Source organism: Pseudomonas sp. efr-133-TYG-103a (genome assembly GCF_030209235.1).
Classification (GTDB): Bacteria; Pseudomonadota; Gammaproteobacteria; order Pseudomonadales; family Pseudomonadaceae; genus Aquipseudomonas.
Genome location: NZ_JARVSK010000012.1, coordinates 33,397 through 58,893 on the forward strand (window position 1 = coordinate 33,397; position 25,497 = coordinate 58,893).

Below are 25,497 nucleotides of genomic sequence, written 5' to 3' on the forward strand. Positions count from 1 at the left end.
CTCTGCGTGTCATTGTGTCTGCGCTAATCTGACTCCTTTAGTTGTCTGCCGAGCCTTCCATGCCTGACCTGCTTGACCGATATCCGCTTTCTGCGGGCACTTATCACGAAATGCTCGACGCCAGCGGCGCGGTTCGGCCGCATTGGCTGCGTCTGTACGAGCATTTGCAGCGCAGCACGCCCGCGCAATTGATCCAGCGTCAGGCATTGCTCGCCCGGCAGATTCAGGAAAATGGTGTCACCTACAACGTTTACGCCGACCCCAAGGGCGCGGATCGTCCGTGGGAACTGGATCTGCTGCCGCATCTGATTCCGGTCGACGAGTGGCAACAGGTCGCTGCCGGAATTGCCCAGCGCGCGCGATTGCTCAATGCCGTGCTGGCTGATCTCTACGGCCCGCAGCAACTCATTGCCGACGGTTTGCTGCCGGCTGAGCTGGTCTTTGGTCACAACAATTTCCTCTGGCCTTGCCAAGGGATGAAGCCACCGGAAGGCACGTTTCTGCATGTTTATGCGGTGGATCTGGCGCGCACGCCGGATGGACGCTGGTGGGTCACCGCCGACCGGACTCAGGCTCCCTCGGGCGCAGGCTACGCGCTGGAAAACCGCCTCATCGTGTCGCGGGCTTTTCCGGACTTGTACCGCGATCTGGAAGTGCAGCACCTGTCTGGCTTTTTCCGCTCGCTGCAAGAAACCCTCGCGCGTCAGGCGCCGAGCAGCCACGAGGCGCCGCTGGTTGTCCTGCTGACGCCGGGTCGCTTCAACGAAAGCTATTTCGAACATCTTTACCTGGCAGGGCAGCTGGGTTATCCGCTGGTAGAGGGCAGCGACCTGACCGTGCGCGACGCCACGGTGTACCTCAAAACCTTGAGCGGGCTTCGCCGGGTGCACGCCATCATGCGGCGTCTGGACGATGACTTCTGTGATCCGCTGGAGCTGCGAACGGATTCCGCGCTCGGGGTGCCAGGCCTGCTCGAAGCCGTGCGTCAAGGTCGGGTACTGGTGGCGAACGCGCTGGGCAGCGGTGTGCTGGAGTCGCCGGGCCTGTTGGGTTTCCTGCCGAAAATCAATGAACACCTGTTTGGCGAAGAATTGATACTGCCGTCCATTGCAACGTGGTGGTGCGGCGAGCCGCCGGTGCTCGCTCAGGCACTCGAGAAGCTGCCCGAGCTGTTGATCAAACCGGCTTTCCCGTCTCAGAGTTTTGCCCCGGTCTTCGGTCGCGATCTTGACGAGGGTCAGCGCCAGGCATTGGCTGCGCGCATGCAGGCCAGGCCCTACGCCTACGTCGCTCAGGAACTGGCGCAACTGTCCCACGCGCCGGTCTGGCAGGGCGAGGACCGCCAACTGCAACCTCGTGCCATCGGCATGCGCGTCTACGCCGTGGCGACGGCAGACGGATACCGCGTGCTACCGGGTGGGCTGACCCGCGTCGCCGCCGATGCCGATGCCGACGTGGTGTCGATGCAGCGCGGCGGGGCCAGCAAGGACACGTGGGTGCTGGGTGAGCGGACGCTGGGCAGCGAGCCGTGGAAAGGTCGCCGGTCCCTGGGCGTGCATGACCTGATTCGCCGCGATCCCTATCTGCCCTCGCGTGTCGTCGAGAACTTGTTCTGGTTCGGCCGTTATTGCGAACGTTGCGACGACAGTGCGCGGCTGCTGCGCATCATGCTGGCGCGTTATGTCGATGGCGATGACCCCGCTGCACTGCAAGCCGCCGTCGAACTGGGCGAGCGGTTGAACCTGCTGCCCCGCGAGGACGAGGAAACAGGCACGGCGCTGCACGAGCGTCTGCTGGCCGCGTTGCTCGGCGATGAGTGGCCGTTCAGTCTTCGTTCAAACCTGCAGCGGTTGCAGTGGGCAGCCTCTCAGGTGCGTGGCAAGTTGTCCCGAGAGAACTGGCAGGCGCTGGTCGAGCTGCAGCGCGAAGCGATGAGCCTGGAAACCGACGCCCCGGACTTCGGTGAGCTGCTGGACTTTCTCAATCGGCTGGTGATGTCGCTGGCTGCGTTGTCCGGCTTTGCGCTGGATGACATGACCCGCGACGAAGGCTGGCGCTTTTTGATGATCGGGCGTCGCATCGAGCGCCTGCAATTCCTCAGCACAACGCTGGCGGCTTTTCTGCGCAGCGATGCCGTGTTCGATCAGGACGCACTGGACTGGCTGCTTGAGCTGGGCAACAGCAGCATCACGTACCGCTCGCGTTACCTGGCGCTGCCGCAGCTGATTCCTGTGCTCGACCTGCTGCTGCTCGATGACCAGAACCCGCATGCCGTGCTGTTCCAGCTCAAGCTGGTGGCGCGATCACTCAAACGCCTGAACGACGATTTCGGTGCGCCCGCGGACAACAGCCTGACTGTGCTGACCCAGCGTCTGGCGGTGTTTGATCTGGGATGCCTGGAAAATGGCCTGTTCGGCGAGAGCAGTGTCCAGGCTGCGCTGCACGGGCTGGCCGATCTGCTGCAAAGCGTTGGTGATATCAGCGGTCAGGTGTCTGACCGGCTGGCGTTGCGCCATTTCGCCCATGTCGATGATGTCAGCCAGCGCACGGTGTCCGTCTGATGAACAGCGCCCATTACCAGATCCTTCACGACACTCACTACAAATACGACAGTCCGGTGTCGCTCGCTCAGCAGCTCGCGCATCTGTGGCCCAGATGCAGCCCGTGGCAGCGATGCCTCGAACAGGATCTGCAGATCAGCCCGACACCGACCACGCGCCGCGATGAGCTGGATGTCTTCGGCAACCCGCTGACGCGCCTTGCATTCGAGCGTCCCCACGATGAACTGCAGGTCAATGCGCGACTGCGTGTCGAAGTGCTGGAGCGTCCCGCGCTGGATTTCCAGCAGTCGGCTTCGTGGGATCACACGCGTGGCACCTTGACCTACAGCGCGTCGAAAATGTCGCCGGACATCCTCGACGCCTGTCGTTATCGCTTCGAATCGCCCTATGTGCACTTGAAGCAGTCGTTCGTGGCGTTCTCGGAAAGTTGCTTCCCGGCGGGGCGCCCGATGCTGCTGTGTGCGCAGGCATTGATGGAGAAAATCTTCGACGAGTTCACGTTCGATGGCGAAGCGACCCAGGTCGCGACCCCTTTGGTGCAAGTGCTGGAAACGCGCCGTGGCGTGTGTCAGGACTTCGCCCATCTGATGCTGGCGTGTCTGCGCTCCCGCGGGCTTGCGGCGCGTTACGTCAGCGGCTATTTGCTTACCCAACCACCGCCAGGCCAGCCCCGGCTGATCGGCGCTGACGCGTCGCATGCCTGGGTTTCGGTTTTCTGTCCGTTGCTCGGCTGGGTGGATTTTGATCCGACCAACAACATTCAGCCTGCGCTGGAGCACATCAGTCTGGCGTGGGGCAGAGACTTTTCTGACGTCTCGCCGTTGCGTGGCGTGATTCTGGGAGGGGGTAATCACGACCCCGAAGTCCGGGTTACCGTGATGCCGATTGCAGAGTAACGCGGGCGTGATATCGGTTGCAGTCGCGGACTTGCCCGCGATGCGCAGGTGAGTCCGGCACATCTGTATCGCCGGACAGGTCCATCGCGGACAAGCGCATTCAGCAAGGGTGATTCTGACCCGCAGCAGGCAGGTCAGCGGTCTGCAATCAATTCATTCAGCCGGTTTTTCTTCGCCTGGCTGCTGCTCGGCGGTATGTTCGTCCGCCGCGTCACCCTCGGTCAGCGCTTCGGCTTTTTCAGCCTGTTTGCGTTGAGCCTTTTCCTCTTTCTTCTGCTCCTTGGCCAGATCGCGTTGGCGTTTGGCGAAGGAATAGTTGGGTTTGGCCATGGGCAGTCCTCAAGTGGGGCAATAAGTCCGTTCATTCTGCCTGAGTTCGGCGCTCACTCGGGCCTGTATTTTCGCGGGGCCAATGTGCTGTCCGGCAAAAAACCTGCGCGCGTCGCGTGGTCAGGCACTGCGACCGGCCTGGGCGTAATGGCTATAGTCCTGACGCGCGCTGTCGTAATCGCCGCCAGCGCCACAGGCATAGGCCGCGAGCAGGCTGCGGAAAAAGTGGTTGAGTTGCATGATGATCGTCCTGATAGATGAGTGACAGAGCGATGATAGAAGGCCACAGTGCTGCCCGCCGCTTGATTGTCTCGATGGCCCTGATAGAGCCTTTCTGAACAGTTTCATCATCAGGTGTTGATAAATTGTTTAAAGTTAGGGCAGTCTTTGTATACAAAAAACAGCAGTACCCACTAGGAGACGTACCATGATTCGCAAGCTTGTAGTCGCATCCTTCCTGACCCTGGCCAGCGGGCATTTGCTGGCTGCGGAATGTTCGGTCGAGGTCGATTCGACTGACCAGATGACCTTTTCCACCAAGGCCATCGAAATCGACAAGAGCTGCAAGGAGTTCACCGTCAACCTGAAACATTCCGGCAGCCTGCCCAAGAACGTCATGGGGCATAACCTGGTGATCAGTAAAGAAGCCGATATGCAGCCAATCGCCACCGATGGCCTGAGCGCCGGTATCGACAAGCAATATCTGAAAGAGGGGGATGCGCGCGTCATCGCCCACACCAAAATCATTGGCGCAGGCGAAACCGATAAGGTGACGCTCGATGTCTCGAAACTCGATCCGGCCGAGAAATACGGCTTCTTCTGCTCGTTCCCCGGCCACATCAGCATGATGAAAGGCACGATCACGCTGAAGTAATATTCGTCGTTTGATTTCCTGTAGGAGCGTGGCTTGTCCCGCGACCGGCGACAGGGTCGTCGTAAATGCTGCAACATCGGTCTTCCTGACACACCGAAGCTGCTGATTTACGGCTGCTGCGCAGCCGGTCGCAGGGCAAGCCAGCTCCTACAGGTATTCACAGGTTTCGCTAATTGAGAAAGCCCTCAAGACGCGGTCATCTTGAAAATCCCCTGTGCATTACTGCTGTCGAAATTCAGGTCGATCTTGCCGTTGTCCGGGTCGATCTTGCGTTGGATGAATTCAACGAACGAGCCTGGCACCTGATGCGTCTTGAGCGTGCCCGATGCATCGAGCAGATCCCGGCTGACGGTGCAAGCCTTGTAGGCGGTCTGCATCACGCGACCTGACGTAGACACCTCGATGCTGTCCTTCATGAGCCGCTCGCGGCGAATCTGTTCCTCGACCGTTGCTTCCAGATCGGCGACTCGATCGGTGAGGTGGTTGAAGCTGTTGCCTTCGGTTGCAATCCAGGCCATTTCTGCGCTTTCGCTGAGCAGTTGGCGATAGTCAGCTTCGCTGACGACGCCGTGCTGACGGGCAAAGGCGCGATAAAGGCCGGGCAGCAGACGCCTGGCTTCGTCCAGGCTGCAGTGGCGAGTGGCGTGCAGACGTTTGAGGGTGCTCAGGTCTTCGCTGCCCAGCGGGTCACGGCTTGAGCTGACAACGCGGCCGACTGCCTGCTGGAATGCCTCGCTCAGGCGGCCGGGATGCAATTCGGAGACGAAGAACTGCGCGATCTGCTCGGGCAGGTCCATCTGACGATAGCCCCAGCCGGTCATGTTCAGTTTTGTCAGCGGATAGGTGCGCACGTCGGTGAAACCCAGCGGCTCCAGCAGGCGGGAAAACGCCAGGCGGCCGCGCGGCAGTTCGCCGTTGTCAGCCCAGTCGACGGTGCGGATCGCGCCATGGTCGAACACCACCTTGCGGCCCGACTCGAATTGTTCGTTCACATAACGCAGACCGTCCGGCACGGCTTCCACCAGCTTGTGGAACAGGCACAGGTTCAGGGCCTGAGCGATCCAGACGCGATGGATCGCGTCTTGCGACCAGGAGAAGTCCTGCAAGCCTTGAGGAACCTCGACACGGTGTTCGAGCCAGTCAGCAGCGGGCTGGCCAACGGTGGACGCAACAAGATTGAAAAGGCCTTGGAAAGCGGTCATGGATAGCGGCTCTGGGCAAGAATGTCAGGACGCTATGTAAGCTGCGATGACGAACGCCATCAAGCGAAAAAAAACGACGGGTTCATTCCGTTTTCTATTGAATGCCCCTTGCATGCCGACGTGCTGGACATCCTTTGAATCAACTGCGGGAGCGAACTCGCCCACAAGGAGTCGGGCTCAGCCAACCAAATGTTTTGGATGGCTGGCCTTTTCGTCCAGATGCGGCCAGGACACCGCTCGCTCCCACAGGTTTTGCGCGTTTTCGGACCCATCAATGCGCTTGCTTTACGGCGCGTAAGGCAAGTCGCGTTTGTGCTGAGTCTTGCGATAGGTGTTGACGATGATGTCGAAGGCCTCCTGACGCAAAGGCTGGCCGTGCAGGAATGCATCGATCTCGGCATAGGTCACGCCGTGGGATGCCTCGTCTGGCTTGCCCGGTACGAGGTCCTCGAGGTCGGCCGTGGGTACTTTCTCGACCAGAAACTCCGGCGCGCCGAAGCTGCGGGCGATCGCGCGCACCTGGTTTTTCACCAGGCCGCTCAACGGCGCCAGGTCGCAGGCGCCGTCGCCGAACTTGGTGAAGAAGCCCATGACCGCTTCGGCGGCATGATCGGTGCCGATGACCAGACCGCCACGTACGCCTGCGATGGTGTACTGCGCGACCATCCGCGTGCGGGCCTTGACGTTGCCTTTGACGAAGTCGACCGCAGCGTCGGGCTGACCCTCGAACGCTTTGACCTGCTCGACCAGTGCCTTCACCGACGGCGCGATGTCGACGGTGTGGCGTTCGTCCGGATTGATGAAGTCCACCGAGGCCGTGGCCTCGTGCTCGTCGTGCTGAATGTGATACGGCAGGCGTACGGCAATGAACTGATAGGCGTTGTCGCCGGTGCTGTCGCGCAACTCCTTCACCGCGCGCTGGGCCATCAGGCCTGCGGTCAGCGAGTCGACGCCGCCGCTGATTCCCAGTACCAGCACCTTCAGGCGAGCGTTTTGCAGGCAGTCCTTGATGAACTGAATACGACGTGCAACTTCGGTTTCTAGCTCGCCCTGAGTGGCGAAGGGGGCCTGAACCTTGAGTTCTCTGGCGATCTCGAGCTGTACGGCTTGCATGATTGACTCCTCATGAGGAAGAAGAAAAAGAGGCATTTCAAGAAAGTGAAAAGCGGTGCTCGAGTCAGGCTGGCACCTTGAATACATGACGCAGGTAGGACACGAATTCCGGGTCCTTGCACTGCGTTTTTCCGGGCTCGTCGGAGATTTTCGCGACAGGCTGGCCAGCACAGGCAGTCATCTTCAGCACGATGCTCATCGGTGCGATACCGGGGACGTCGGCGGTCAGGTTAGTGCCGATGCCAAAGCTGACATTGATCCGACCACGCAACGCCCGGAATATTTCCAGGGCTTTGGGCAGGTTCAGGCCGTCGGAAAACACCAGCGTCTTGCTCATCGGATCGATGCCGAGCTTCTGGTAATGCCGGATGCATTTTTCTGCCCACTGCACCGGATCGCCCGAGTCGTGGCGCAGGCCGTCGAAGAGCTTGGCGAAGAACAGGTCGAAGTCGTTCAGGAAGGCGTCGGTGGTGATGCAGTCGGTCAAAGCGATGCCCAGCAGCCCCCGGTATTCGCGGACCCAGCAATCGAGCGCGGCGATCTGGCTGTCGATCAGGCGCGGCCCCAGTTGCTGGTGCGCCATGATCCATTCATGGGCCATCGTGCCCAGCGGCTTGAGGTCGAACTTTCGCGCCAGATGGACGTTGCTGGTGCCGACGAACTGTCCGGGGAAGTCCTTTTTCAGGACCGAGACGACGTCTTCCTGCACGGCAAAAGAGAAGCGTCGACGCGTGCCGAAATCGGCAACCTTCAGCTCGGCGAGTTCGTCTGCGGTGGCGGTTGCGGTGAGCCAGTCGAACTTGCGATACAGCTGATCGCGCGCCTGACTGAGCAGCGTTTCAGGATTGCGGTGGCGGTTGCGCACTTCGCTGACGATGGCCAGGATCGGCACTTCGAACAGGATCACGTGCAACCAGGGGCCGGCAAGGCGGATGCACAGCTCATCGTTTTCGATGCTGGTGTGCACGTAGCGAAGGTTGAAGCGGAACAGGCCGAGAAAGCGCAGAAAATCCGGCTTCATGAAGTTGATGCGTTCCAGAAAACCGGTTTCTTCCACGCTCAGGGACAGGTCGCAGAGCTGTTCGATCTGCTGACGGATTTGTGTCAGATAAGGGCGAAGATCTTCGTTGTTGCGGCAGCGAAACTCCCACTCCACATCCACGTTCGGGTAGTTGTGCAGCACAGCCTGCATCATGCTCAGCTTGTAGAGGTCGGTATCGAGCAGGTTTTGCACGATGCGATCCGCGAAAGCGCTCTCACTCATTGTGTCGCTCCAGCCAGCAGTGGCCGCCCAGGGTGCGGCCGTGGAATCGGGTCGATGTCGCATACAGCCTTGTGGCAGCAGCAATATTGGCTTCCTGCCACTACGTCCGGCCTGTTATTGACGATGGCGGACATAATGCCAGTCGTCGTGCGAGAGGGGCAGAAATGTTTCAGCCATTGATTGCGTGCACCTGATAAACACGGGCTGAAACGCCTATGCGTGGACTGCCGAAGCTCCAATTTGTAGGACCGGCTTTAGCCGGGAATACGTCAGGAGGCATGCTGCAGAATCGATGGTGCTCATACCGGCGGCTTCCCGGCTGAAACCGGTCCTACGAGTGTGCGTTTTTATTGCGGTGTTTGACACGAACGCGAGTTGTCACTGCGGTGTGGGCTCGTTGAGCTGCTCCAGCATCCACTCCACGAACACTCGAATTTTCGGGACTTCCGCCGCATGTTCCGGATACGCCAGGTAGTAAGCGTCGTGGCTGGGAAGTGCGTGCTGCCAGGGGATGATCAGCTTGCCGTCAGCCAGCTCTTCTTCCACCAGAAAGCGTGGCAGCAGCGCCACGCCGCAGCCGACCTGTGCCGCCCGTATGCACATGTAGAACGTTTCAAAGCGCGGGCCGTGATAGCTGTGTTCAGTCTGATGGCCCTGGCTGTCGAACCAGTCATGCCAGGCTTGCGGTCGGTGAGCGTTCTGCAGCAGCACCAGTTCGGCCAATTGCGTCGGATCGGTGAAAGGCTTGTCCGGCAGGATGTCAGGCGCGCAGACGGCAACCAGTTCCTCGCTGAACAATTTGACGCTTTCAGCGCCCGGACGGGCCCCTTGGCCAAAGTAGAACGACATGTCACAGCGACTCTGCGCCAGGTCGTCGCTCTCCTGTTCATTGACCAGATCCAGATGAATATGCGGATGCCGCAATCGCCAACCCTTCAACCGCGGCACCAGCCAGCGCGCCCCGAAGGTTGAAGGTGTCGATACACGCAGTACTTCGGTTTCGCCGCCGTAGGAACGCAGAAAATGCGTCGACATCTCCATCTGCGTCAAGACCTTGCGAACTTCGCTCAGGTACAACGCGCCGGCGGGCGTCAGCTGCAAACGGCGCCGCACGCGCCGGAACAACAGGTGCTGCACCAGTTCCTCAAGCTGAGCGACCTGTTTGCTGACAGCGCTCTGGGTCAGGTTCAGCTCCTCGGCGGCGCGAGTGAAACTCAGATGGCGAGTGACCGCTTCGAAGCATTGCAGCGCGGTCACCGAGGGAAGGTGGCGTTTGTTCAGCATATTCAGGCTTGCCCGCAGTCAGCATGAAAAAACGGAATGATATCTCGCTTAATCGTCGTTTGTTCAGCCACTTCCATCCAGCTATTACTACAGGCTGACGCTATCACCGTATGGCCGCACCCACTTCAGTATTGCGCATTCGCGTTTACGGCCCATCCGAACTCAGGAGATACCATGCTAAACGACCTGCTCACCCGCCTCGGCGTTGACCCTGCTCTTTATCAGAAGGGCGACAAGCCTGTGCACACCCCGATCGATGGCAGCCAGGTTGCGTCGGTAAGCTGGGAAGGCGCCGCTGAAGTCGAGCAGCGCATCACCCGCGCCGAACATGCTTTTCAGGCGTGGCGAAAAGTGCCTGCGCCGCGCCGAGGCGAGTTGATTCGCCTGTTCGGCGAGGTCCTGCGCAAGCACAAGGCCGATCTGGGCGAACTGGTTTCCTGGGAAGCCGGCAAGATCACTCAGGAAGGCCTGGGTGAAGTGCAGGAAATGATCGACATCTGCGACTTCGCTGTCGGGTTGTCCCGTCAGATTTACGGCCTGACCATCGCGTCCGAACGTCCTGGCCACCACATGCGTGAAACCTGGCACCCGCTGGGCGTCGTGGGTGTGATCAGTGCGTTCAATTTCCCGGTGGCCGTCTGGTCATGGAACACCGCGCTGGCGCTGGTGTGCGGTAACTCGGTTATCTGGAAACCTTCGGAAAAGACCCCGCTGACCGCCTTGGCTTGCCAGGCGCTCTTCGATCGCGTTGCCGCTGAGTTTTCCGATGCTCCGCCCTACCTTGCTCAGTGCGTTGTCGGGGGCCGTGAAGCCGGCGAGACGCTGGTCGACGACGCCCGCGTTGCGCTGATCAGTGCCACGGGCAGTACGCGCATGGGCCGGGAAGTGGCGCCGAAAATCGCCGCGCGTTTCGCTCGCAGCATCCTCGAACTGGGCGGCAACAACGCCATGATCCTGACCCCGAGTGCCGATCTGGATCTGGCCGTTCGCGCCGTGTTGTTCAGTGCCGTTGGCACCGCCGGTCAGCGTTGCACCACCCTGCGTCGTCTGATCGCGCACAACTCGGTCAAGGCTGAGTTCGTCGAGCGCCTGAAGACCGCATACGCCAAAGTGCGCATCGGCCATCCGCTGGAGGGCAATCTGGTGGGCCCGCTGATCGACAAGCAAAGTTACGACAACATGCAGGAAGCGCTGGAGCAGGCATTGAGCGAAGGCGGCAAGGTCTTTGGTGGCAAGCGCCAGTTGGACGAGCAGTTCCCGAACGCCTATTACGTGTCGCCTGCCATCGTCGAGATGCCGGAGCAGAGCGACGTGGTGCGCAGCGAGACGTTCGCACCGATCCTGTATGTGGTCGGCTACGACGAGTTCGAGGAGGCGGTGCGCTTGAACAACGACGTGCCGCAAGGCTTGTCCTCGTGCATCTTCACCACCGACGTGCGTGAAGCGGAGCAGTTCATCTCGGCGCTGGGCAGCGATTGCGGCATCGCCAACGTCAACATTGGCCCGAGTGGTGCAGAGATTGGCGGCGCGTTCGGCGGAGAGAAGGAAACCGGCGGCGGCCGTGAGTCGGGCTCCGATTCCTGGAAAGGCTACATGCGCCGCCAGACCGCCACCGTGAACTACTCCCGCGAACTGCCGTTGGCGCAAGGGATTACGTTTGATTGATTGAAGCGCGGCCAATAAAAGTGCTGCGTTGACCTTATTCGCGAGCAAGCTCGCTCCCACAAAAAATGGTGCGTACCTTTCGGCCGTATCCATTTTGTGAGAGCGAGCTTGCTCGCGATAGCGTCAGAACAAACAACACCGAATTTGAATCATCGTTGTCTCTTTCCGAGGTTGTGCGATGCCGTTACGCGAAGAATGCTTGTGGGAAACGCTGACGCCGCAGAGGCCTGAGGCGTCGGCGTTGAAAGGGGAGGTTACGGCTGATGTCTGCGTGATCGGCGCGGGGATTACCGGGTTATCGGCCGCGATTCATCTGCTCGAGCAAGGCAAGAGCGTGGTTATCGTCGAGGCCCATCGTACGGGGCAGGGCGGTTCGGGGCGTAACGTAGGACTGGTGAACGCCGGCCTGTGGATTCCGCCTGATGAGATCGAAGCCGGTTTCGGCGAGAAAGTCGGCAGTCAGCTCAACACCATGCTCGGCAACGCGCCATCTCTGGTGTTCAGCCTGATCGAAAAATATGGCATCGAATGCCAGGCCACGCGCAAAGGCACCTTGCACATGGCGCATAACGCCAAAGGTGAACTGGACCTGCGCAGCCGCGAGGAGCAATGGAAGCGCCGCGGCGCACCGGTCGAACTGCTCACCGGCAAAGCCTGCCAGGAGGCGACCGGCACCCGGCAAATCACGTCTGCACTGTTGGACATGCGCGCAGGCACCATCAACCCGATGGCGTACACCAGCGGGTTGGCCGCTGCCGTCACGAAACTGGGCGGGCTGCGGTTCGATCATTCGCCGGTCAAGCAGCTGGAGCGACAGGGCCAACGCTGGTGCGTGATCACGGAAAACGGCTCGGTCCTCGCCGATCAGGTGGTCATTGCTTCCAATGCCTACACCGAGGGTGAGTGGACCGAGCTGCGTCGGCATTTCTTCCCCGGCTATTACTATCAGGTGGCTTCGGCGCCTTTGACCGAAGAGGCCGCGCAGCAGATTTTGCCGGGCGGCCAGGGTTCCTGGGATACCCGTCAGGTGTTGAGCAGTATTCGCCGCGACGCCGACGGACGCCTGTTGCTGGGCAGTCTGGGCAATGGCAATCAGAAACCGGGCTGGTTCCTCAAGGCTTGGGCCGATCGCGTCCAGCAGCACTACTTTCCGTATCTGAAGAATGTCGAGTGGGAATGCACCTGGACGGGCTGCATTGCATTTACGCCCGATCATTTGCTGCGGGTGTTCGAGCCTGCACCAGGATTGGTCGCGGTCACCGGTTTCAACGGGCGCGGCAATACCACCGGCACAGTGGTGGGCAAAGCCTTCGCCGATTACCTGTGCACCGGTGACAAGACCGTCCTGCCCATTCCTTTCGCCGACATGCAGCCGCTCTCGGCTATCGGTTTGCGCAGTGCTTTGTACGAAGCTGGCTTTTCGCTATACCATGCCGGTCAGTGCCTCAGAGTTGTCATCTGAGGCCGGATGTCTGTCCTAGACCAACGCTTTGTCGTGCATCCACTAACCTGAAATGGTGCGTCCCGTAGCGGCCCCGCACCGGCGGTGTGCAGTTCGGTGACGCAGGCTGTAACAACAGGGTTGTACAGGTCAGTTTGGCGCGGTTGCGCGCATTATTCGGGAGGGTTGCTCTTTCAATGTCGCAGGGTTGCACCTTGCGCGGTTTAGACGGTTGCACGCCCAGTTAAAAAGGGCTCGAATCAGTCGCATAACAACAAAACGATGACTTTTTTCAGAATAAAAAACCGATGGCACGCCACTTGCTCAGAGCAACTCTGTGGTCGCAGTGCTAATTAAAAAACCTAGGAGCACCAACTCATGTCGCAGACGTTTTACAGGAAAGGCTTTCTGGCACTCGCAGTCGCTACTGCAATGGGTGCGGCTACTTTTGCGCAGGCTGACATCAAGATCGGCGTTGCAGGCCCGATGACCGGTGCTAACGCCTCGTTTGGCGAGCAGTACATGAAAGGCGCTCAAGCAGCAGCCGACGCGATCAACGCTGCAGGCGGTGTCAACGGCGAGAAAATCGCGATTACCGCATACGACGACGCGTGCGAGCCCAAGCAGGCCGTAGCGGTCGCCAACAAGGCGGCGTCGGACAAAGTAGCTGGCGTCGTCGGTCACTTCTGCTCCTCTTCCACCATTCCAGCTTCTGAAGTCTATGACGAAGCCGGCATCATCGCGATCACCCCAGGCTCCACCAACCCGACCGTTACCGAACGCGGCCTGAGCGCCATGTTCCGTATGTGTGGTCGTGACGACCAGCAAGGCGTCGTTGCCGGTGACTACATCGTCGACGTGCTCAAAGCCAAGAAAGTCGCGGTCATCAACGACAAAGACACCTACGGCAAAGGCCTGGCTGACGCCACCGCCAAACAGCTGACCGCTCGCGGTGTGAAGCCGGTGCTGGAAGAAGGTCTGACCCGTGGCGAGAAAGACTTCAGCGCCCTGGTCACCAAAATCCGCTCTACCGGCGCTGATGTCGTCTACTTCGGCGGCCTGCACCCGGAAGCCGGTCCTCTGGTCCGCCAGCTGCGTGAACAGGGTCTGAAAGACGTCAAGTTCATGTCCGACGATGGCGTTGTGACCGACGAACTGGTCACAACCGCTGGCGGCGCACAATACGTTGATGGCGTGTACATGACCTTCGGTGCCGACCCGCGCCTGCTGCCAGACAGCAAGGCTGTAGTGGAAGAGTTCCGCAAGAAGGGTTATGAGCCTGAAGGCTACACCCTGTATGCGTACGCTTCGGTTCAGGCCCTGGCTGCCGGCTTCAACGGCGCCAAGTCCAACAAAGGCGAAGACGCTGCCAAGTTCCTGAAAGCCCACCCGGTCAAAACCGTCATGGGCGAGAAAGCCTGGGACACCAAAGGCGACCTGAAAGTCTCCGACTACGTGGTTTACCAGTGGGACAAGGACGGCAAATATCACCAGCTCGAAAAGCAGAAGTGAGTTGAGCTCCTAGTCGGAAGCGTCGTGTCGCGGACTTCGGACCTCGACTCGACGCTCTCCGGTAATCGGGGCTGCGCAGGCGCTGCCCCGGATTTCTTCTGTTGCCATCGTGCCGTCCCGCTGTCTCTCACGAGGAGACAAACCGGTACGTGCCAGGTTGGCCTTTCAAGTTCGTGAGCGTGCGTGATGGATGGTATTTTCCTGCAGCAAATGGTCAACGGCCTGACCCTCGGTTCGGTTTACGGCCTGATCGCCATCGGTTACACGATGGTTTACGGCATCATCGGCATGATCAACTTCGCCCACGGCGACGTGTACATGATCTCCGCCTACCTTGCAGCGATCGGCCTGGCCGTGCTGTCCTTCTTCGGCATCGAGTCGTTCCCGTTCCTGATTCTCGGCACGCTGATCTTCACCATCGTGGTGACCGGTGTGTACGGTTTCGTCATCGAGCGCGTGGCTTACAAACCGCTGCGTAACTCGACCCGTCTGGCGCCGCTGATCAGTGCCATCGGTATTTCCCTGATTCTGCAAAACTACGCACAGATCGCCCAGGGCCCTCGCCAGCAAGGCGTTCCCACCCTGCTCGAAGGCGCCATGCGCTTCGAAGTGGGCAGCGGTTTCGTGCAGATCACCTACACCAAGATCTTCATCCTGATTGCCGCATTCATCGGCATGGGCGTACTGACCTACATCATCAAGTACACCAAGCTGGGCCGCATGTGCCGCGCGACGCAGCAGGACCGCAAAATGGCGTCGATCCTGGGCATCAACACTGACCGGATCATCTCCTACGTATTCGTCATCGGTGCAGCCATGGCGGCATTGGCCGGCGTGTTGATCACCATGAACTACGGCACCTTCGACTTTTTCGCCGGGTTCGTCATCGGCATCAAGGCCTTCACCGCCGCGGTACTGGGCGGCATTGGCTCGTTGCCGGGCGCGATGCTCGGCGGGTTGATCCTGGGGGTTGCCGAGTCGCAATTCTCCGGTCTGATCAACTCCGACTACAAAGACGTGTTCAGTTTCGGCCTGCTGGTAGTGATTCTGATCTTCCGTCCTCAAGGCCTGCTGGGTCGCCCACTCGTGGCGAAGGTATAACCATGTCTGCACCTACTAAACCCATCGATATCAAACAAAGCCTGATCGACGCAGTGGTCGCCGGCTTGCTGGCGCTGATCGTGTTCGGTCCCATCGTCGGCATCGTGCTGGACGGCTATGGCTTCAACATGCAGCCGGGTCGTGTCGCGGCGCTGGTCGGCGTGGTAGTGGTCGGCCGCTTCCTCATGAGTCTGTTTCTGCAGACGCCCAAGGGCGTGGCCATCGCTCAGAGTTTCGAAAGCTCGGGCTCCGGCGTGCACGTGCTGCCGCCGGGCTACAAGACACGGCTGCGCTTCATCATCCCGCTGATGATTCTGATCGCGGTGATTTTCCCGGTGTTCGCCGACAAGTATCTGCTGACCGTGGTCATCCTCGGGCTGATCTACGTATTGCTCGGCCTGGGTCTGAACATCGTGGTGGGCCTGGCCGGCCTGCTCGATCTGGGTTATGTGGCGTTCTACGCTATCGGCGCCTACGGTCTGGCGCTGGGTTATCAGTATCTGGGCCTGGGTTTCTGGTCGGCATTGCCATTGGCGGCCATCGCTGCGGCGTTTGCGGGCTGCATTCTCGGCTTCCCGGTGTTGCGCATGCATGGCGACTACCTGGCGATCGTGACCTTGGGTTTCGGCGAAATCATCCGTCTGGTGCTCAACAACTGGCTGTCGTTCACAGGCGGCCCGAACGGCGTTCCCGTGCCGTCGCCGACGTTCTTCGGCCTGGAGTTCGGTCGGCGTGCCAAAGACGGCGGCATTCCCATCCACGAATATTTCGGTTTCGAATACAACCCGGACCTGAAATTCATATTCATCTACACCGTGCTGTTCCTCGTCGTGCTGGCCGTGCTGTATATCAAGCACCGCCTGACCCGCATGCCGGTTGGTCGCGCCTGGGAAGCATTGCGTGAAGACGAGATCGCCTGTCGCTCCATGGGCCTGAACCACGTGCTGGTCAAGCTTTCGGCGTTTACCATTGGTGCGTCGACGGCGGGTTTGGCGGGCGTGTTCTTCGCCAGCTATCAAGGCTTCGTCAACCCGACGTCGTTCACCTTTTTCGAATCCGCGCTGATCCTGGCCATCGTCGTGCTCGGCGGCATGGGCTCAACCGTGGGCGTGGTGATCGCCGCGTTCGTGCTGACCGTCGCTCCGGAAATGCTGCGCAGCTTCGCTGAATACCGCGTGCTGCTGTTCGGCATCCTGATGGTGCTGATGATGATCTGGCGTCCACGTGGCCTGATTCGCATCAGCCGTACCGGTGTACAACCACGCAAAGGCGTGCTGGCAAAAGTGGAGGGCGCGTGATGAGCGACGAAATCGTTCTTTCCGTCGAAAACCTGATGATGCATTTCGGTGGCATCAAGGCCCTCAGCGACGTCAGCCTCGAGGTGCGCCGCAATTCGATCTTCGCCCTTATCGGCCCCAACGGAGCCGGCAAAACCACGGTGTTCAACTGCCTGACCGGCTTCTACAAAGCCACCGGCGGGCGCATCGAGTTGAACGCCCGCGGCAAGAAGACCAACGTCATCCAGCTGCTGGGCGAGCAGTTCCGCGCCAGCGACTTCGCGTCGCCCAAGCGCTTCGGCAGCCGTCTGTTCTACAAAATGTTCGGCGGCACGCATCTGGTGAACCGGGCGGGTCTGGCGCGCACGTTCCAGAACATTCGTCTGTTCAAGGAAATGTCGGTCGTCGAGAACCTGCTGGTTGCCCAACACATGTGGGTCAATCGCAACATGATTGCCGGCATTCTCAATACCAAGGGCTACCGCAAGGCCGAAGAAGACGCCATGAATACGGCCTTCTACTGGCTTGAAGTGGTGGATCTGGTGGACTGCGCCAACCGCCTGGCTGGCGAATTGTCCTACGGCCAGCAGCGCCGACTGGAGATCGCCCGCGCCATGTGTACGCGTCCGCAGGTCATCTGTCTGGACGAACCGGCCGCAGGCCTCAACCCACAGGAAACCGAAGCGCTGAGCGGCATGATTCGCCATTTGCGTGATGAGCACGACATGACCATCGTGCTGATCGAACACGACATGGGCATGGTCATGGGGATTTCCGACGATATCGTCGTGCTCGACCACGGCAACGTGATCGCCAAAGGCAAGCCGGAGCAGATTCGCAACGATCCGAAAGTGATCGCCGCGTACCTGGGTGCTGATGAAGAGGAGTTGGTATGAGTAAGCCGATCCTCGAACTGAAAGAGATCGACGTGTACTACGGGCCGATCCAGGCCCTCAAGAAAGTCTCGCTGCACATCGACGAGGGCGAAACCGTCAGCCTGATCGGCTCTAACGGCGCGGGTAAATCCACGCTGCTGATGTCGATCTTCGGCCAGCCAAGGGCGGCCAGCGGGCAGATCATCTATCAGGGCACCGACATTACCCACAAGTCGTCGCACTACATCGCGTCCAACGGCATCGCGCAATCGCCCGAAGGCCGCCGCGTATTCCCCGACATGTCGGTAGAAGAAAACCTGATGATGGGCACGATCCCGATTGGGGATAAGTATGCCAGCGAGGACATGCAGCGCATGTTCGAGCTGTTTCCGCGCCTCAAGGAGCGTCGTAATCAGCGGGCGATGACCATGTCCGGCGGCGAGCAGCAGATGCTTGCCATCGCCCGTGCATTGATGAGTCGTCCCAAGCTGCTGCTGTTGGACGAGCCGAGCCTTGGCCTGGCGCCGATCATCGTCAAGCAGATCTTCTCCACGCTGCGTGAGTTGGCGCAGACAGGGATGACGATTTTTCTGGTCGAGCAGAACGCGAACCATGCGTTGAAGCTGTCGGATCGCGCCTACGTGATGGTGAACGGCGAGATTCGTCTGACGGGCACCGGCAAGGAGCTGCTGACCAACGAAGAAGTCCGGAACGCCTACCTCGGCGGGCATTGATTTCTGATTACATGGGTTTGAACGCTGACGCCCCGGGTTGCACGCCCGGGGCGTTTTTGTTTTAGGTGGGGTCCGCCGGTGATTTGAGGCGCCGTTGTACACAGCGTCAGGCAATTGTGGAAAACAATTTTGCAGTGCTCTCAAAGCGCGACAGTTAGCCGCTGCAAATGGTTGTTTTGTCACGGTTTTGACTTGTTCAGTTTTACTGTGGAACTGACTGTGAATAAGTTGGTGGCAGTTGGCTACAAGCCTTTGAATACGGGGCTTTCAGAGCATTGGTTGATTTTTGATCAATGATTTCGGCCTGTATTTTGAGGGTGTTTGTCAACGCTTTATAAGCTGGTTTTTTATACAGTTGGTGGTGTCCGCAGTCCTGTGGATAACTCTGTGTGCAACCCTTGGAAAGGACGCCGCAGGTAGCGCAATCTCTGGCTTGTGGCCCTCGATCCTGTCCACTTGAGCAGGTCTGCCTTCGGTCAGGTGTCAGATACGTTCCTGCAGGTCAAGCGAAACTCTCCCGTGAGTTGCCCACAGGCCGTGTATGACGGGGCATGCAAACAAATGAGTTGCCCCCGGATTTTGTGAGTCTGGCTGTGGATAAGGTGGGCAAAACCGCGTGCAGGCCTTAAGTTGCAAGGCTTTGCTGCAGCTGTACGTTTTTTGTACTGCCTCAATGTCGTACGACGATGGTTGCGCGAAGACTTGCTCCAGAGCCGCCCGCGCGGGCATTCTCCAGTACTTTCCTACATCAAACGCAGATTGCGTTAACCCAACGCTTATCCCTATAAGCCGCAACCCTCAGTCAGGAGAACGATATGACTTCTACCGTGTTCATTACCGGTGCTACTTCCGGGTTTGGCGAAGCCTGCGCACGCCGTTTCGCAGAGGCCGGCTGGTCACTGGTGCTGACCGGTCGCCGTGAAGAGCGTCTGCAGGCGCTGAGCGCTGAGTTGTCGAAGCAGACCAAGGTTCACACCCTGACACTGGATGTGCGCGATCGTGAGGCGGTCGAGAAGGCCGTCGAAGGCCTGCCTGCCGAGTTTGCGAAGATCCGTGGCCTGATCAACAACGCCGGTCTTGCGCTGGGTATCGATCCTGCGCCCAAGTGCGATCTGGACGACTGGGACACGATGATCGACACCAACGTCAAAGGGCTCGTCTACACCACCCGCACGCTGCTGTCTCGACTGATCGCTTACGGGCGTGGCGCCAGCATCGTCAACCTGGGTTCGGTGGCGGGCAACTATCCGTATCCGGGTGGCAACGTGTACGGCGGCACCAAGGCATTCGTCGGGCAGTTCTCGCTGAACCTGCGCAACGACCTGGTCGGCACTGGCGTGCGCGTGACCAATCTTGAGCCTGGCCTGTGCGAAAGCGAGTTTTCGCTGGTGCGTTTCGGTGGCGATCAGTCCAAATACGACGCGACCTACGCTGGCGCCGAGCCGATCCAGCCCCAGGACATCGCCGAGACGATTTTCTGGATCATGAACACCCCGGCGCACGTCAACGTCAACAGCCTGGAACTGATGCCTGTCAGCCAGACCTGGGCAGGTTTCTCGATTGATCGCAGTCGCGGCGAGAAGTAAGTCGTTTCGCCGACCGTCTCATGCGCTGGGAGGGTGCTGAGTACGTTCGTGTGGGAGTGAAGTTGCTTACGAAGAGGGGGTTCAACCGCTGAGTCTTTAGCGGATGTGCTTGCCTATTCGCTAGCAAGCTCGCTCCTACAGGTGCTACGCGTGCCAGAAACCTGCGGTGTCGCCGTGTTAGATAGACCCAGCGCTGTCTCGCGGCATACGCAGCCCATGTGGGAGTGAGCTTGCTCACGAAGACTGACTTCCCGGGCGCTACATCTCCACAGCAAGCACCGGCCTCTTCCCGGCTGAAGCCGGTCCTACAGACGTTGCAAGCTTTTCGTAGGACCGGCTTTAGCCGGGAAGGTGTCGGGTCTAACGCCGTTGAACAGAGGGGGCGTTAAAGACAGTTGGCAACCGCCGAATCTCTAGCATTGTCCTTGCCTATTCGCGAGCAAGCTCGCTCCTACAGGGGGCCGGGCGAGACGCAGAATCAGGCGTCGAACGGTGTCGAATTGTGGGAGTGAGCTTGCTCACGAAGACGGTATTTCAGTCGCTGCATCCCTAGCGGGTGTATTTCTCTCTTCGCGAGCGAGCCCGATCCCTCATGAAATCAGCTCAGGCGTTGAAGTACTCGGCCAGGCCGAGGTAACAGGTCGCCAGGTGATACGGCGTGGTGGAAGGCATGTCGCTGCGGCTGATCTGGCCCTGACTGTCCAGGCACTCATTCCAGCCGCCGGGATGCAGGAAGCGTTGCTGCAAGGCGTTGAGTTGGCGCGCGAGCAGATCTTCGCTGCCCGGACGCAGCGTCAGCGCCCTCAGGTATTCAGCCTGAGCCCAGATGCGTTGGGTGCCGTCCTTGACCGAACCGTCCACTTCCAGCATCGCGGCGACCGCGCCCGTTTCGTTGTCGACACCCTGCGCCTGTGCGTGAGCAAACGCCGTCGTGAGCGAGCCGTGCAAAGGCGTGCCACGCAAATGCGCTGAAGATTCCAGCAGATAAAACCACTCGAATTGATGACCCGGCTCAGACCAGTTATCCACAGCGTCCAGCGGTTTCTCCAGCATGACGCCGAGTTCGACATCGACGAAACGCCGCTGCATGCCCTGCGCCAGCGCATCGAGCGCCGCCAGCGTGTCGGCGTCTTCCCGCACCTCCAGGGTGGCCAGAAACGCTTCGGCCAAATGCATCAAAGGGTTTTGCAGAGGGCCAGCGTCAAGCGAAGACCAGTCTTCGGCCAGCACGGATTCGTACAACCCGTCCCCATCGGCAAAGCGCTCGGCGATGACCGTCAGCGCAGCATTGAGTACCGATTCGACCAGCGGCTCGCGGACCTTGCCCCAGTAGTGCGCGCAGGCGAACACGATGAAGGCGTGGGTGTAGAGGTCTTTGCGACGATCCAGCGGCGCGCCCTGTGGATCGATGCTGTAGAACCAGCCGCCATGCTCGGCGTCGTGAAAGTGCCGCTGTAACGAACGGAAGAGCGCAGCGGCGCGTTCGCCTGCTTCTGGCACGGCCGAATGACCTATCAGGCTGGAAAACAGAAAAAGCTGACGCGCACAGGCCATGGCCCGGTAGCGTTGCGGCGGCAAAGGCTGATGTTGGGCGTCGACCGCCTCGAACGGCAACGCCATCTGCGCATTCCATCCCGGACCCTGCCACAACGGCACGACCACCCGCATGAAGTGTTGTTGCACCTCGGCGAATATTGCGGACAGTGAGGACTTGGCGGCAGGGAGGGAAACGTCAGGCATCGGATGGCGTCACGGCAGGGGTCAGATTGCGCGACATGGTAGCAGGAGGCGTGCATGACGGGGTGAATGGCGGATCGATTGATCTGCGCGGTTTGTAGGAGCGTGGCTTGTCCCGCGATCGGCGACGAAGTCGTCGTCAAGCCTGGGCATGCAGTCTGCCTGACATGCCGCGCCATCCGATTCTGCTGCCGCTGCGCGCCAGATGGCGGGACAAGCCACGCTCCTACAGGATTAGCGTCCTTTCAGATCAGCCAGCAAACAACCACACGCCGGTCGCCGCCGACACTGCACCGGCAATCCGAACGAGCGGTGCGGCGGCGGTCGGCAGAAACCTCACTACGGCGTAACCGGCGGCGTGCAGAGCTGCGGTCGCGCCGACGAACCCAAGGGCATAGCCCCAAGGGCTCGACATTTCAGGCAGTTCCAGGCCATGCGCCACGCCGTGGAACATCGCGAACAGGGCCGTTGCACCGACTGCCATGAACAGTGGAGGACGCACGGCCAGCGCGACTGCCAGGCCCAGCGCAAACACGGAGGCCGCGATGCCGCTTTCCAGTCCCGGCACGTTGAGGCCTTCAAAACCCAGCAGGCCGCCGATCAACATGGTGCCGACGAATGTGCAGGGCAGTGCCCAGCGGGCGGCGCCTTTCTGCTGCGCGGCCCACAGGCCGACGGCAATCATCGCCAGCAGGTGATCGAGCCCGCCCAGGGGATGGCTGATGCCAGCAACCAGACCACTTTCATCGTGGCCCGGATGCGCGAACGCCAGAGCGGGGGCAAGCAACAACGTGGCTGCGCCGAGGAATTTTTTGTAGTTCATGGACATGAAGAGTTTTCCTTGAGGGCCTTGGAATGGATGAAATCAGGCAGCGGTCAGCAGGCCCTGGCGCTCGATGAAGGCGATGATGTCCTCCAGGCCATGGCCGGTTTTCTGATTGCTGAACACGAACGGCTTGTCGCCACGCATCTTTTTGGTGTCGCGGTCCATCATCTCCAGCGAAGCACCCACCAGCGGGGCGAGGTCGATCTTGTTGATCACCAGCAGATCGGATTTGCAGATCCCGGGACCCCCTTTGCGCGGCAGTTTGTCCCCGGCTGATACGTCAATGACGTAGATCGTCAGGTCCGACAGCTCCGGGCTGAAGGTCGCCGACAGGTTGTCGCCGCCAGATTCCACGATGATCAGGTCAAGTCCCTCGAAGCGGCGATTCAGTTGATCCACCGCCTCAAGATTGATCGACGCATCTTCGCGAATCGCCGTGTGCGGGCAGCCGCCGGTCTCGACGCCGATAATGCGCTCGGGCGCCAGCGCTTCGTTACGCACCAGAAAATCGGCGTCTTCGCGGGTATAGATGTCGTTGGTCACGACCGCGAGGTTATAGCGCTCGCGCAGGGCCAGGCACAGCGCGAGGGTCAGCGCGGTCTTGCCCGATCCGACCGGACCGCCGATACCGACACGCAAGGGTTGGCTGTTCATTCAGTGCTCTCCGTTGATCTTTTTTTGCAATTCTTGGGGGGGCGACGGTCAGGACCTGCATCGTCAGGACCGAAACAGCCGACTGTACTGCCGCTCATGCGCCATGCTTGCCAGCGACAGGCCGAACGCGGCGCTGCCGATGTGTTCGGGATCGAGTGCCGAGGCGTTCTGCTGGGCGTTCTGCAGCAACGGCAACAGCTCGCTGGTCAGGCGCTGCGCGGCTTGCTGGCCCAGCGGCAGGGTTTTCATCAATACCGCGAGCTGGTTTTCCAGCCAGCTCCACAGCCACGCCGCCAGCGCATCCTGCGGACTGATTTGCCAGGCTCGCGCGGCCAGCGCCCAGCCGAGGGCCAGATGCGGTTCGCCTATCCGCTGCAGAAAGTCTCGCGCCGGCTCATCGAGTTCAGGCAGGCCATTGAGCAGTTGCTGGAGCGAATAACCCATCTGGCGACTTTCCAGATGCAGCTCGCGGGTTTCGCGGCTGGCGCGGTGTTCTTCACTCAACTGCATCAAAGCGGCCCAGTCGTTTTGCGCCGCCGCGTTGCAGTGAGCCAGCAACAGCGGGGCCTCGAAGCGCGCGAGGTTGAGCAGCAACTGATCGCCAATCCAGCGCGCGGCGCTGGGCGGATCGGTGACCACGTGCTGTTCAACCGCCATCTCCAGTCCCTGGGAATAGCTGTAGCCGCCGATCGGCAGCTGCGGACTGGCCAGACGCAGCAGCGCCCAGGCCTTGTTCATTTGCGTACGCCGAACTGGTGAATTCGCGGCGCGTAATTGAAGTCCTCTTCACCCGCACGCGAGTGGTGGTGACCGCCGCCATAGGCGCCGTGTTCTGGTTGAAACGGCGCTTCGATGGACTTGGTCGTTGCTCCCAACTGGTCGAGCATCGCCTTGAGCACGTAATCGTCGAGCAGCCGCAGCCAGCCGTCGCCGACTTGCAATGCGACGTGGCGGTTGCCCAGGTGGTAGGCGGCGCGGGTCAATTCGAATGCACTGCTGCAGGTCACATGCATGAGCTGCTCGGGGCGAGCGCAGACACGCACCACGCGTCCGTCCTCAGCTTCAAGAAAGTCGCCGTCGCGCAATGGCTGCTGACCGCGCTCGAGGAACAGCCCGACATCTTCACCTTCGGCGCTGAAACAGCGCAGACGGCTTTTGCTCCGGGCTTCGAAATTCAAATGCAGCTCGGCGGCCCATTCGGCTTGGGGTTCGATTCGTTTATGAATCACCAGCATCGGAAAATTCCAGCAATGTGCGATGCAATTGGCAGAGCAAGTGGCTTGCCAACAGGCAGCGCAAACAGAATTTGCCTACAGACAGTGCAGATGTGGTTGAGGATGGGGCGCAGGAGTGGGCTATCTTGGTGCTTTATGAAAACCAACGCACTGATCTGGGGCGATTGCTGAGTGAACGGGATTCACAGACAAGACGCATTGCTGCGACAGGCGGATTTACTCGGTGCTGCCCAACCCCTGCCAGCGCTTGGCGCCTATAAAGATGAAGCGTAACTGCTGGGTGATCTTGGCGCGGGGCGTCAGGTGCTCCGCCAGCGTAAGAGGGGGCGGGTCGATCAGTTCGGGCAGCATTGCGAATACGCTCTTGACCACCAGATCGGCCATCACGGAAAGGTCATCGGTGTTCAGGTGCTGGAACTTGGGCATCGACGCCAGATCGGTCGCCAGGTCGGCAATGATCGCTTCACGCAGCGTACCGAGCGCCTGACGCACCTTGAGCGAGCCGCCATATTGCTCGCGGGCGAGGAACAGAAACTGAGAGCGATTGGCTGCGACCACGTCAAGGAAGATGCGCACCGACGCATCGATGATGCCGCTGTTGATGTTTTCGTTGTGGCGCACCAGGCGAATGGTTTCGCGGAACGTCTGGCCGACCTCGCTGACCAGCGCCAGGCCCAGATGATCCATATCGTCGAAATGCCGATAGAAGCCGGTGGGCACGATCCCGGCGGATTTGGCCACCTCGCGCAGGCTCAGACTGCCGAAGCCTCGCCCGCTCTCCATCAGGCCCCTGGCTGCATCGAGCAGGGCGTGGCGGGTCTGCTGTTTCTGTTCGGCGCGGGGCAACATGAGGCGTGCGTATCTGAAGTAAGGATGGGCAGCACTCTAACAAATGCGTTTGCGCTGCGTCGAACCGGGTTTGTTCAGGCATGAAAAAGCCCGGCACACCGGCCGGGCTTTTCGGGAGACAGCAGACTCAGGAAACGCGCTGATATTGCTGAATCAGGCGATCAGGGCCGTTGTCGGCAACGCGCTGATAACGGCGAGCCAGGTTGTTGCAGTTATCGTCACCCGCAACACGTTGATATTGGTTGATCAAGCGGTCCGGACCTTCCTGAGCCAGGGTTGGCAGGCCAACCTGCTGAGCCGACTTCACTTCGCCGAGCACCGGCTGTTCGCTGGCAGGCATTGCGAATGCGCTCGAGGCGAGAAGTGAGAGGGTCAGGGCGATCAGTTGGCGTTTCATGAATTGGTGTCTCTAAAAGGGTGGTCAGTGAACATGTTGGCAATTTTACCGGGGCACTCCGGATAAAGAAGTTCAAAGAGCTGA

General features: G+C 60.1%; 23 protein-coding genes. 11 read left to right on the forward strand and 12 right to left on the reverse strand.

Annotated elements, in window-relative coordinates:
- Positions 1-59: 59 nt before the first annotated feature.
- Both QRN36_RS10920 and QRN36_RS10925 read left to right on the forward strand, forming a co-directional pair.
- Entirely contained in the window at positions 60-2,561 is a 2,502-nt protein-coding gene (locus QRN36_RS10920; RefSeq protein WP_285424097.1) for a circularly permuted type 2 ATP-grasp protein, read from the forward strand.
- Complete coding sequence (locus tag QRN36_RS10925; RefSeq protein ID WP_285424098.1) at positions 2,561-3,457, forward strand: transglutaminase family protein; 897 nt, start codon at positions 2,561-2,563, stop codon at positions 3,455-3,457. Before QRN36_RS10920 ends, QRN36_RS10925 begins: the two co-directional genes overlap by 1 nt.
- 153 nt (positions 3,458-3,610) lie before the next feature.
- On the opposite strand, the gene QRN36_RS10930 is transcribed toward QRN36_RS10925, so the two are convergent.
- Positions 3,611-3,787, reverse strand: a complete 177-nt coding sequence (locus tag QRN36_RS10930; RefSeq protein ID WP_285424099.1) for a hypothetical protein — start codon at positions 3,785-3,787, stop codon at positions 3,611-3,613.
- Between the two features lie 427 nt (positions 3,788-4,214).
- On the opposite strand from QRN36_RS10930, the gene azu reads away from it, so the two are divergent.
- Complete coding sequence (gene azu, locus QRN36_RS10935; RefSeq protein WP_093465009.1) at positions 4,215-4,661, forward strand: azurin; 447 nt, start codon at positions 4,215-4,217, stop codon at positions 4,659-4,661.
- Positions 4,662-4,846: 185 nt separating this feature from the next.
- Here the strand turns inward: azu and QRN36_RS10940 are convergent, their stop codons facing one another.
- The 4 genes from QRN36_RS10940 to QRN36_RS10955 all read right to left on the reverse strand — a co-directional run bounded on the left by QRN36_RS10940 (position 4,847) and on the right by QRN36_RS10955 (position 9,524).
- Positions 4,847-5,863, reverse strand: a complete 1,017-nt coding sequence (locus tag QRN36_RS10940) for a DUF1338 domain-containing protein (protein ID WP_285424100.1) — start codon at positions 5,861-5,863, stop codon at positions 4,847-4,849.
- A 285-nt stretch (positions 5,864-6,148) separates the two neighbouring features.
- The gene (nadE, locus tag QRN36_RS10945; RefSeq protein WP_285424101.1) at positions 6,149-6,976 is read right to left on the reverse strand and encodes an ammonia-dependent NAD(+) synthetase; all 828 of its coding nucleotides are present in this window, start codon (positions 6,974-6,976) and stop codon (positions 6,149-6,151) included.
- A 64-nt stretch (positions 6,977-7,040) separates the two neighbouring features.
- Positions 7,041-8,240, reverse strand: coding sequence for a nicotinate phosphoribosyltransferase (gene pncB / locus QRN36_RS10950; RefSeq protein ID WP_285424102.1), 1,200 nt, complete (start codon positions 8,238-8,240; stop codon positions 7,041-7,043).
- Positions 8,241-8,618: 378 nt separating this feature from the next.
- Positions 8,619-9,524, reverse strand: a complete 906-nt coding sequence (locus tag QRN36_RS10955; protein WP_093465001.1) for a LysR family transcriptional regulator — start codon at positions 9,522-9,524, stop codon at positions 8,619-8,621.
- 174 nt (positions 9,525-9,698) lie between these two features.
- Between QRN36_RS10955 and QRN36_RS10960 the strand changes: the two genes are divergently transcribed.
- The 8 genes from QRN36_RS10960 to QRN36_RS10995 all read left to right on the forward strand — a co-directional run bounded on the left by QRN36_RS10960 (position 9,699) and on the right by QRN36_RS10995 (position 19,715).
- Positions 9,699-11,189, forward strand: coding sequence for an aldehyde dehydrogenase family protein (locus QRN36_RS10960; protein ID WP_285424103.1), 1,491 nt, complete (start codon positions 9,699-9,701; stop codon positions 11,187-11,189).
- Positions 11,190-11,367: 178 nt separating this feature from the next.
- Positions 11,368-12,651, forward strand: coding sequence for an FAD-binding oxidoreductase (locus QRN36_RS10965; RefSeq protein ID WP_285424104.1), 1,284 nt, complete (start codon positions 11,368-11,370; stop codon positions 12,649-12,651).
- A gap of 357 nt (positions 12,652-13,008) precedes the next feature.
- Positions 13,009-14,142, forward strand: a complete 1,134-nt coding sequence (locus tag QRN36_RS10970; protein WP_285424105.1) for an ABC transporter substrate-binding protein — start codon at positions 13,009-13,011, stop codon at positions 14,140-14,142.
- Positions 14,143-14,328: 186 nt separating this feature from the next.
- Positions 14,329-15,243 carry a branched-chain amino acid ABC transporter permease LivH gene (locus QRN36_RS10975; RefSeq protein ID WP_093464991.1) on the forward strand — a complete coding sequence of 305 codons (915 nt, stop codon included), beginning with the start codon at positions 14,329-14,331 and terminating at the stop codon, positions 15,241-15,243.
- Between the two features lie 2 nt (positions 15,244-15,245).
- A complete protein-coding gene (livM, locus tag QRN36_RS10980) occupies positions 15,246-16,541 on the forward strand; it encodes a high-affinity branched-chain amino acid ABC transporter permease LivM (RefSeq protein ID WP_285424106.1) in 1,296 nt (431 codons plus the stop codon).
- Entirely contained in the window at positions 16,541-17,416 is an 876-nt protein-coding gene (locus tag QRN36_RS10985) for an ABC transporter ATP-binding protein (protein WP_093464985.1), read from the forward strand. The genes livM and QRN36_RS10985 overlap by 1 nt, the downstream gene beginning before the upstream one ends.
- On the forward strand, positions 17,413-18,129 hold the full coding sequence (locus tag QRN36_RS10990; RefSeq protein ID WP_062378956.1) for an ABC transporter ATP-binding protein: 717 nt from the start codon (positions 17,413-17,415) through the stop codon (positions 18,127-18,129). The genes QRN36_RS10985 and QRN36_RS10990 overlap by 4 nt, the downstream gene beginning before the upstream one ends.
- Positions 18,130-18,944: 815 nt before the next feature.
- On the forward strand, positions 18,945-19,715 hold the full coding sequence (locus tag QRN36_RS10995) for an SDR family oxidoreductase (RefSeq protein ID WP_285424107.1): 771 nt from the start codon (positions 18,945-18,947) through the stop codon (positions 19,713-19,715).
- A gap of 603 nt (positions 19,716-20,318) precedes the next feature.
- Here the strand turns inward: QRN36_RS10995 and QRN36_RS11000 are convergent.
- From QRN36_RS11000 to QRN36_RS11030, 7 genes are all read right to left on the reverse strand, one after another.
- Positions 20,319-21,455, reverse strand: a complete 1,137-nt coding sequence (locus QRN36_RS11000) for an AGE family epimerase/isomerase (RefSeq protein WP_285424108.1) — start codon at positions 21,453-21,455, stop codon at positions 20,319-20,321.
- Between the two features lie 247 nt (positions 21,456-21,702).
- Positions 21,703-22,275 (reverse strand): HupE/UreJ family protein, encoded by a 573-nt coding sequence (locus QRN36_RS11005; protein WP_285424168.1) that lies wholly within the window; start codon positions 22,273-22,275, stop codon positions 21,703-21,705.
- A 42-nt stretch (positions 22,276-22,317) separates the two neighbouring features.
- Positions 22,318-22,932: an urease accessory protein UreG gene (gene ureG / locus QRN36_RS11010; protein WP_062378949.1), complete on the reverse strand. Its 615-nt coding sequence runs from the start codon at positions 22,930-22,932 to the stop codon at positions 22,318-22,320.
- A gap of 63 nt (positions 22,933-22,995) precedes the next feature.
- Entirely contained in the window at positions 22,996-23,670 is a 675-nt protein-coding gene (locus tag QRN36_RS11015; protein ID WP_285424109.1) for an urease accessory protein UreF, read from the reverse strand.
- Complete coding sequence (gene ureE / locus QRN36_RS11020) at positions 23,667-24,167, reverse strand: urease accessory protein UreE (RefSeq protein WP_285424110.1); 501 nt, start codon at positions 24,165-24,167, stop codon at positions 23,667-23,669. The genes QRN36_RS11015 and ureE overlap by 4 nt, the downstream gene beginning before the upstream one ends.
- A gap of 216 nt (positions 24,168-24,383) precedes the next feature.
- Positions 24,384-25,016, reverse strand: a complete 633-nt coding sequence (locus tag QRN36_RS11025; RefSeq protein WP_093464970.1) for a TetR family transcriptional regulator — start codon at positions 25,014-25,016, stop codon at positions 24,384-24,386.
- A 127-nt stretch (positions 25,017-25,143) separates the two neighbouring features.
- The gene (locus QRN36_RS11030; RefSeq protein ID WP_285424111.1) at positions 25,144-25,413 is read right to left on the reverse strand and encodes a hypothetical protein; all 270 of its coding nucleotides are present in this window, start codon (positions 25,411-25,413) and stop codon (positions 25,144-25,146) included.
- Positions 25,414-25,497 lie beyond the last annotated feature (84 nt).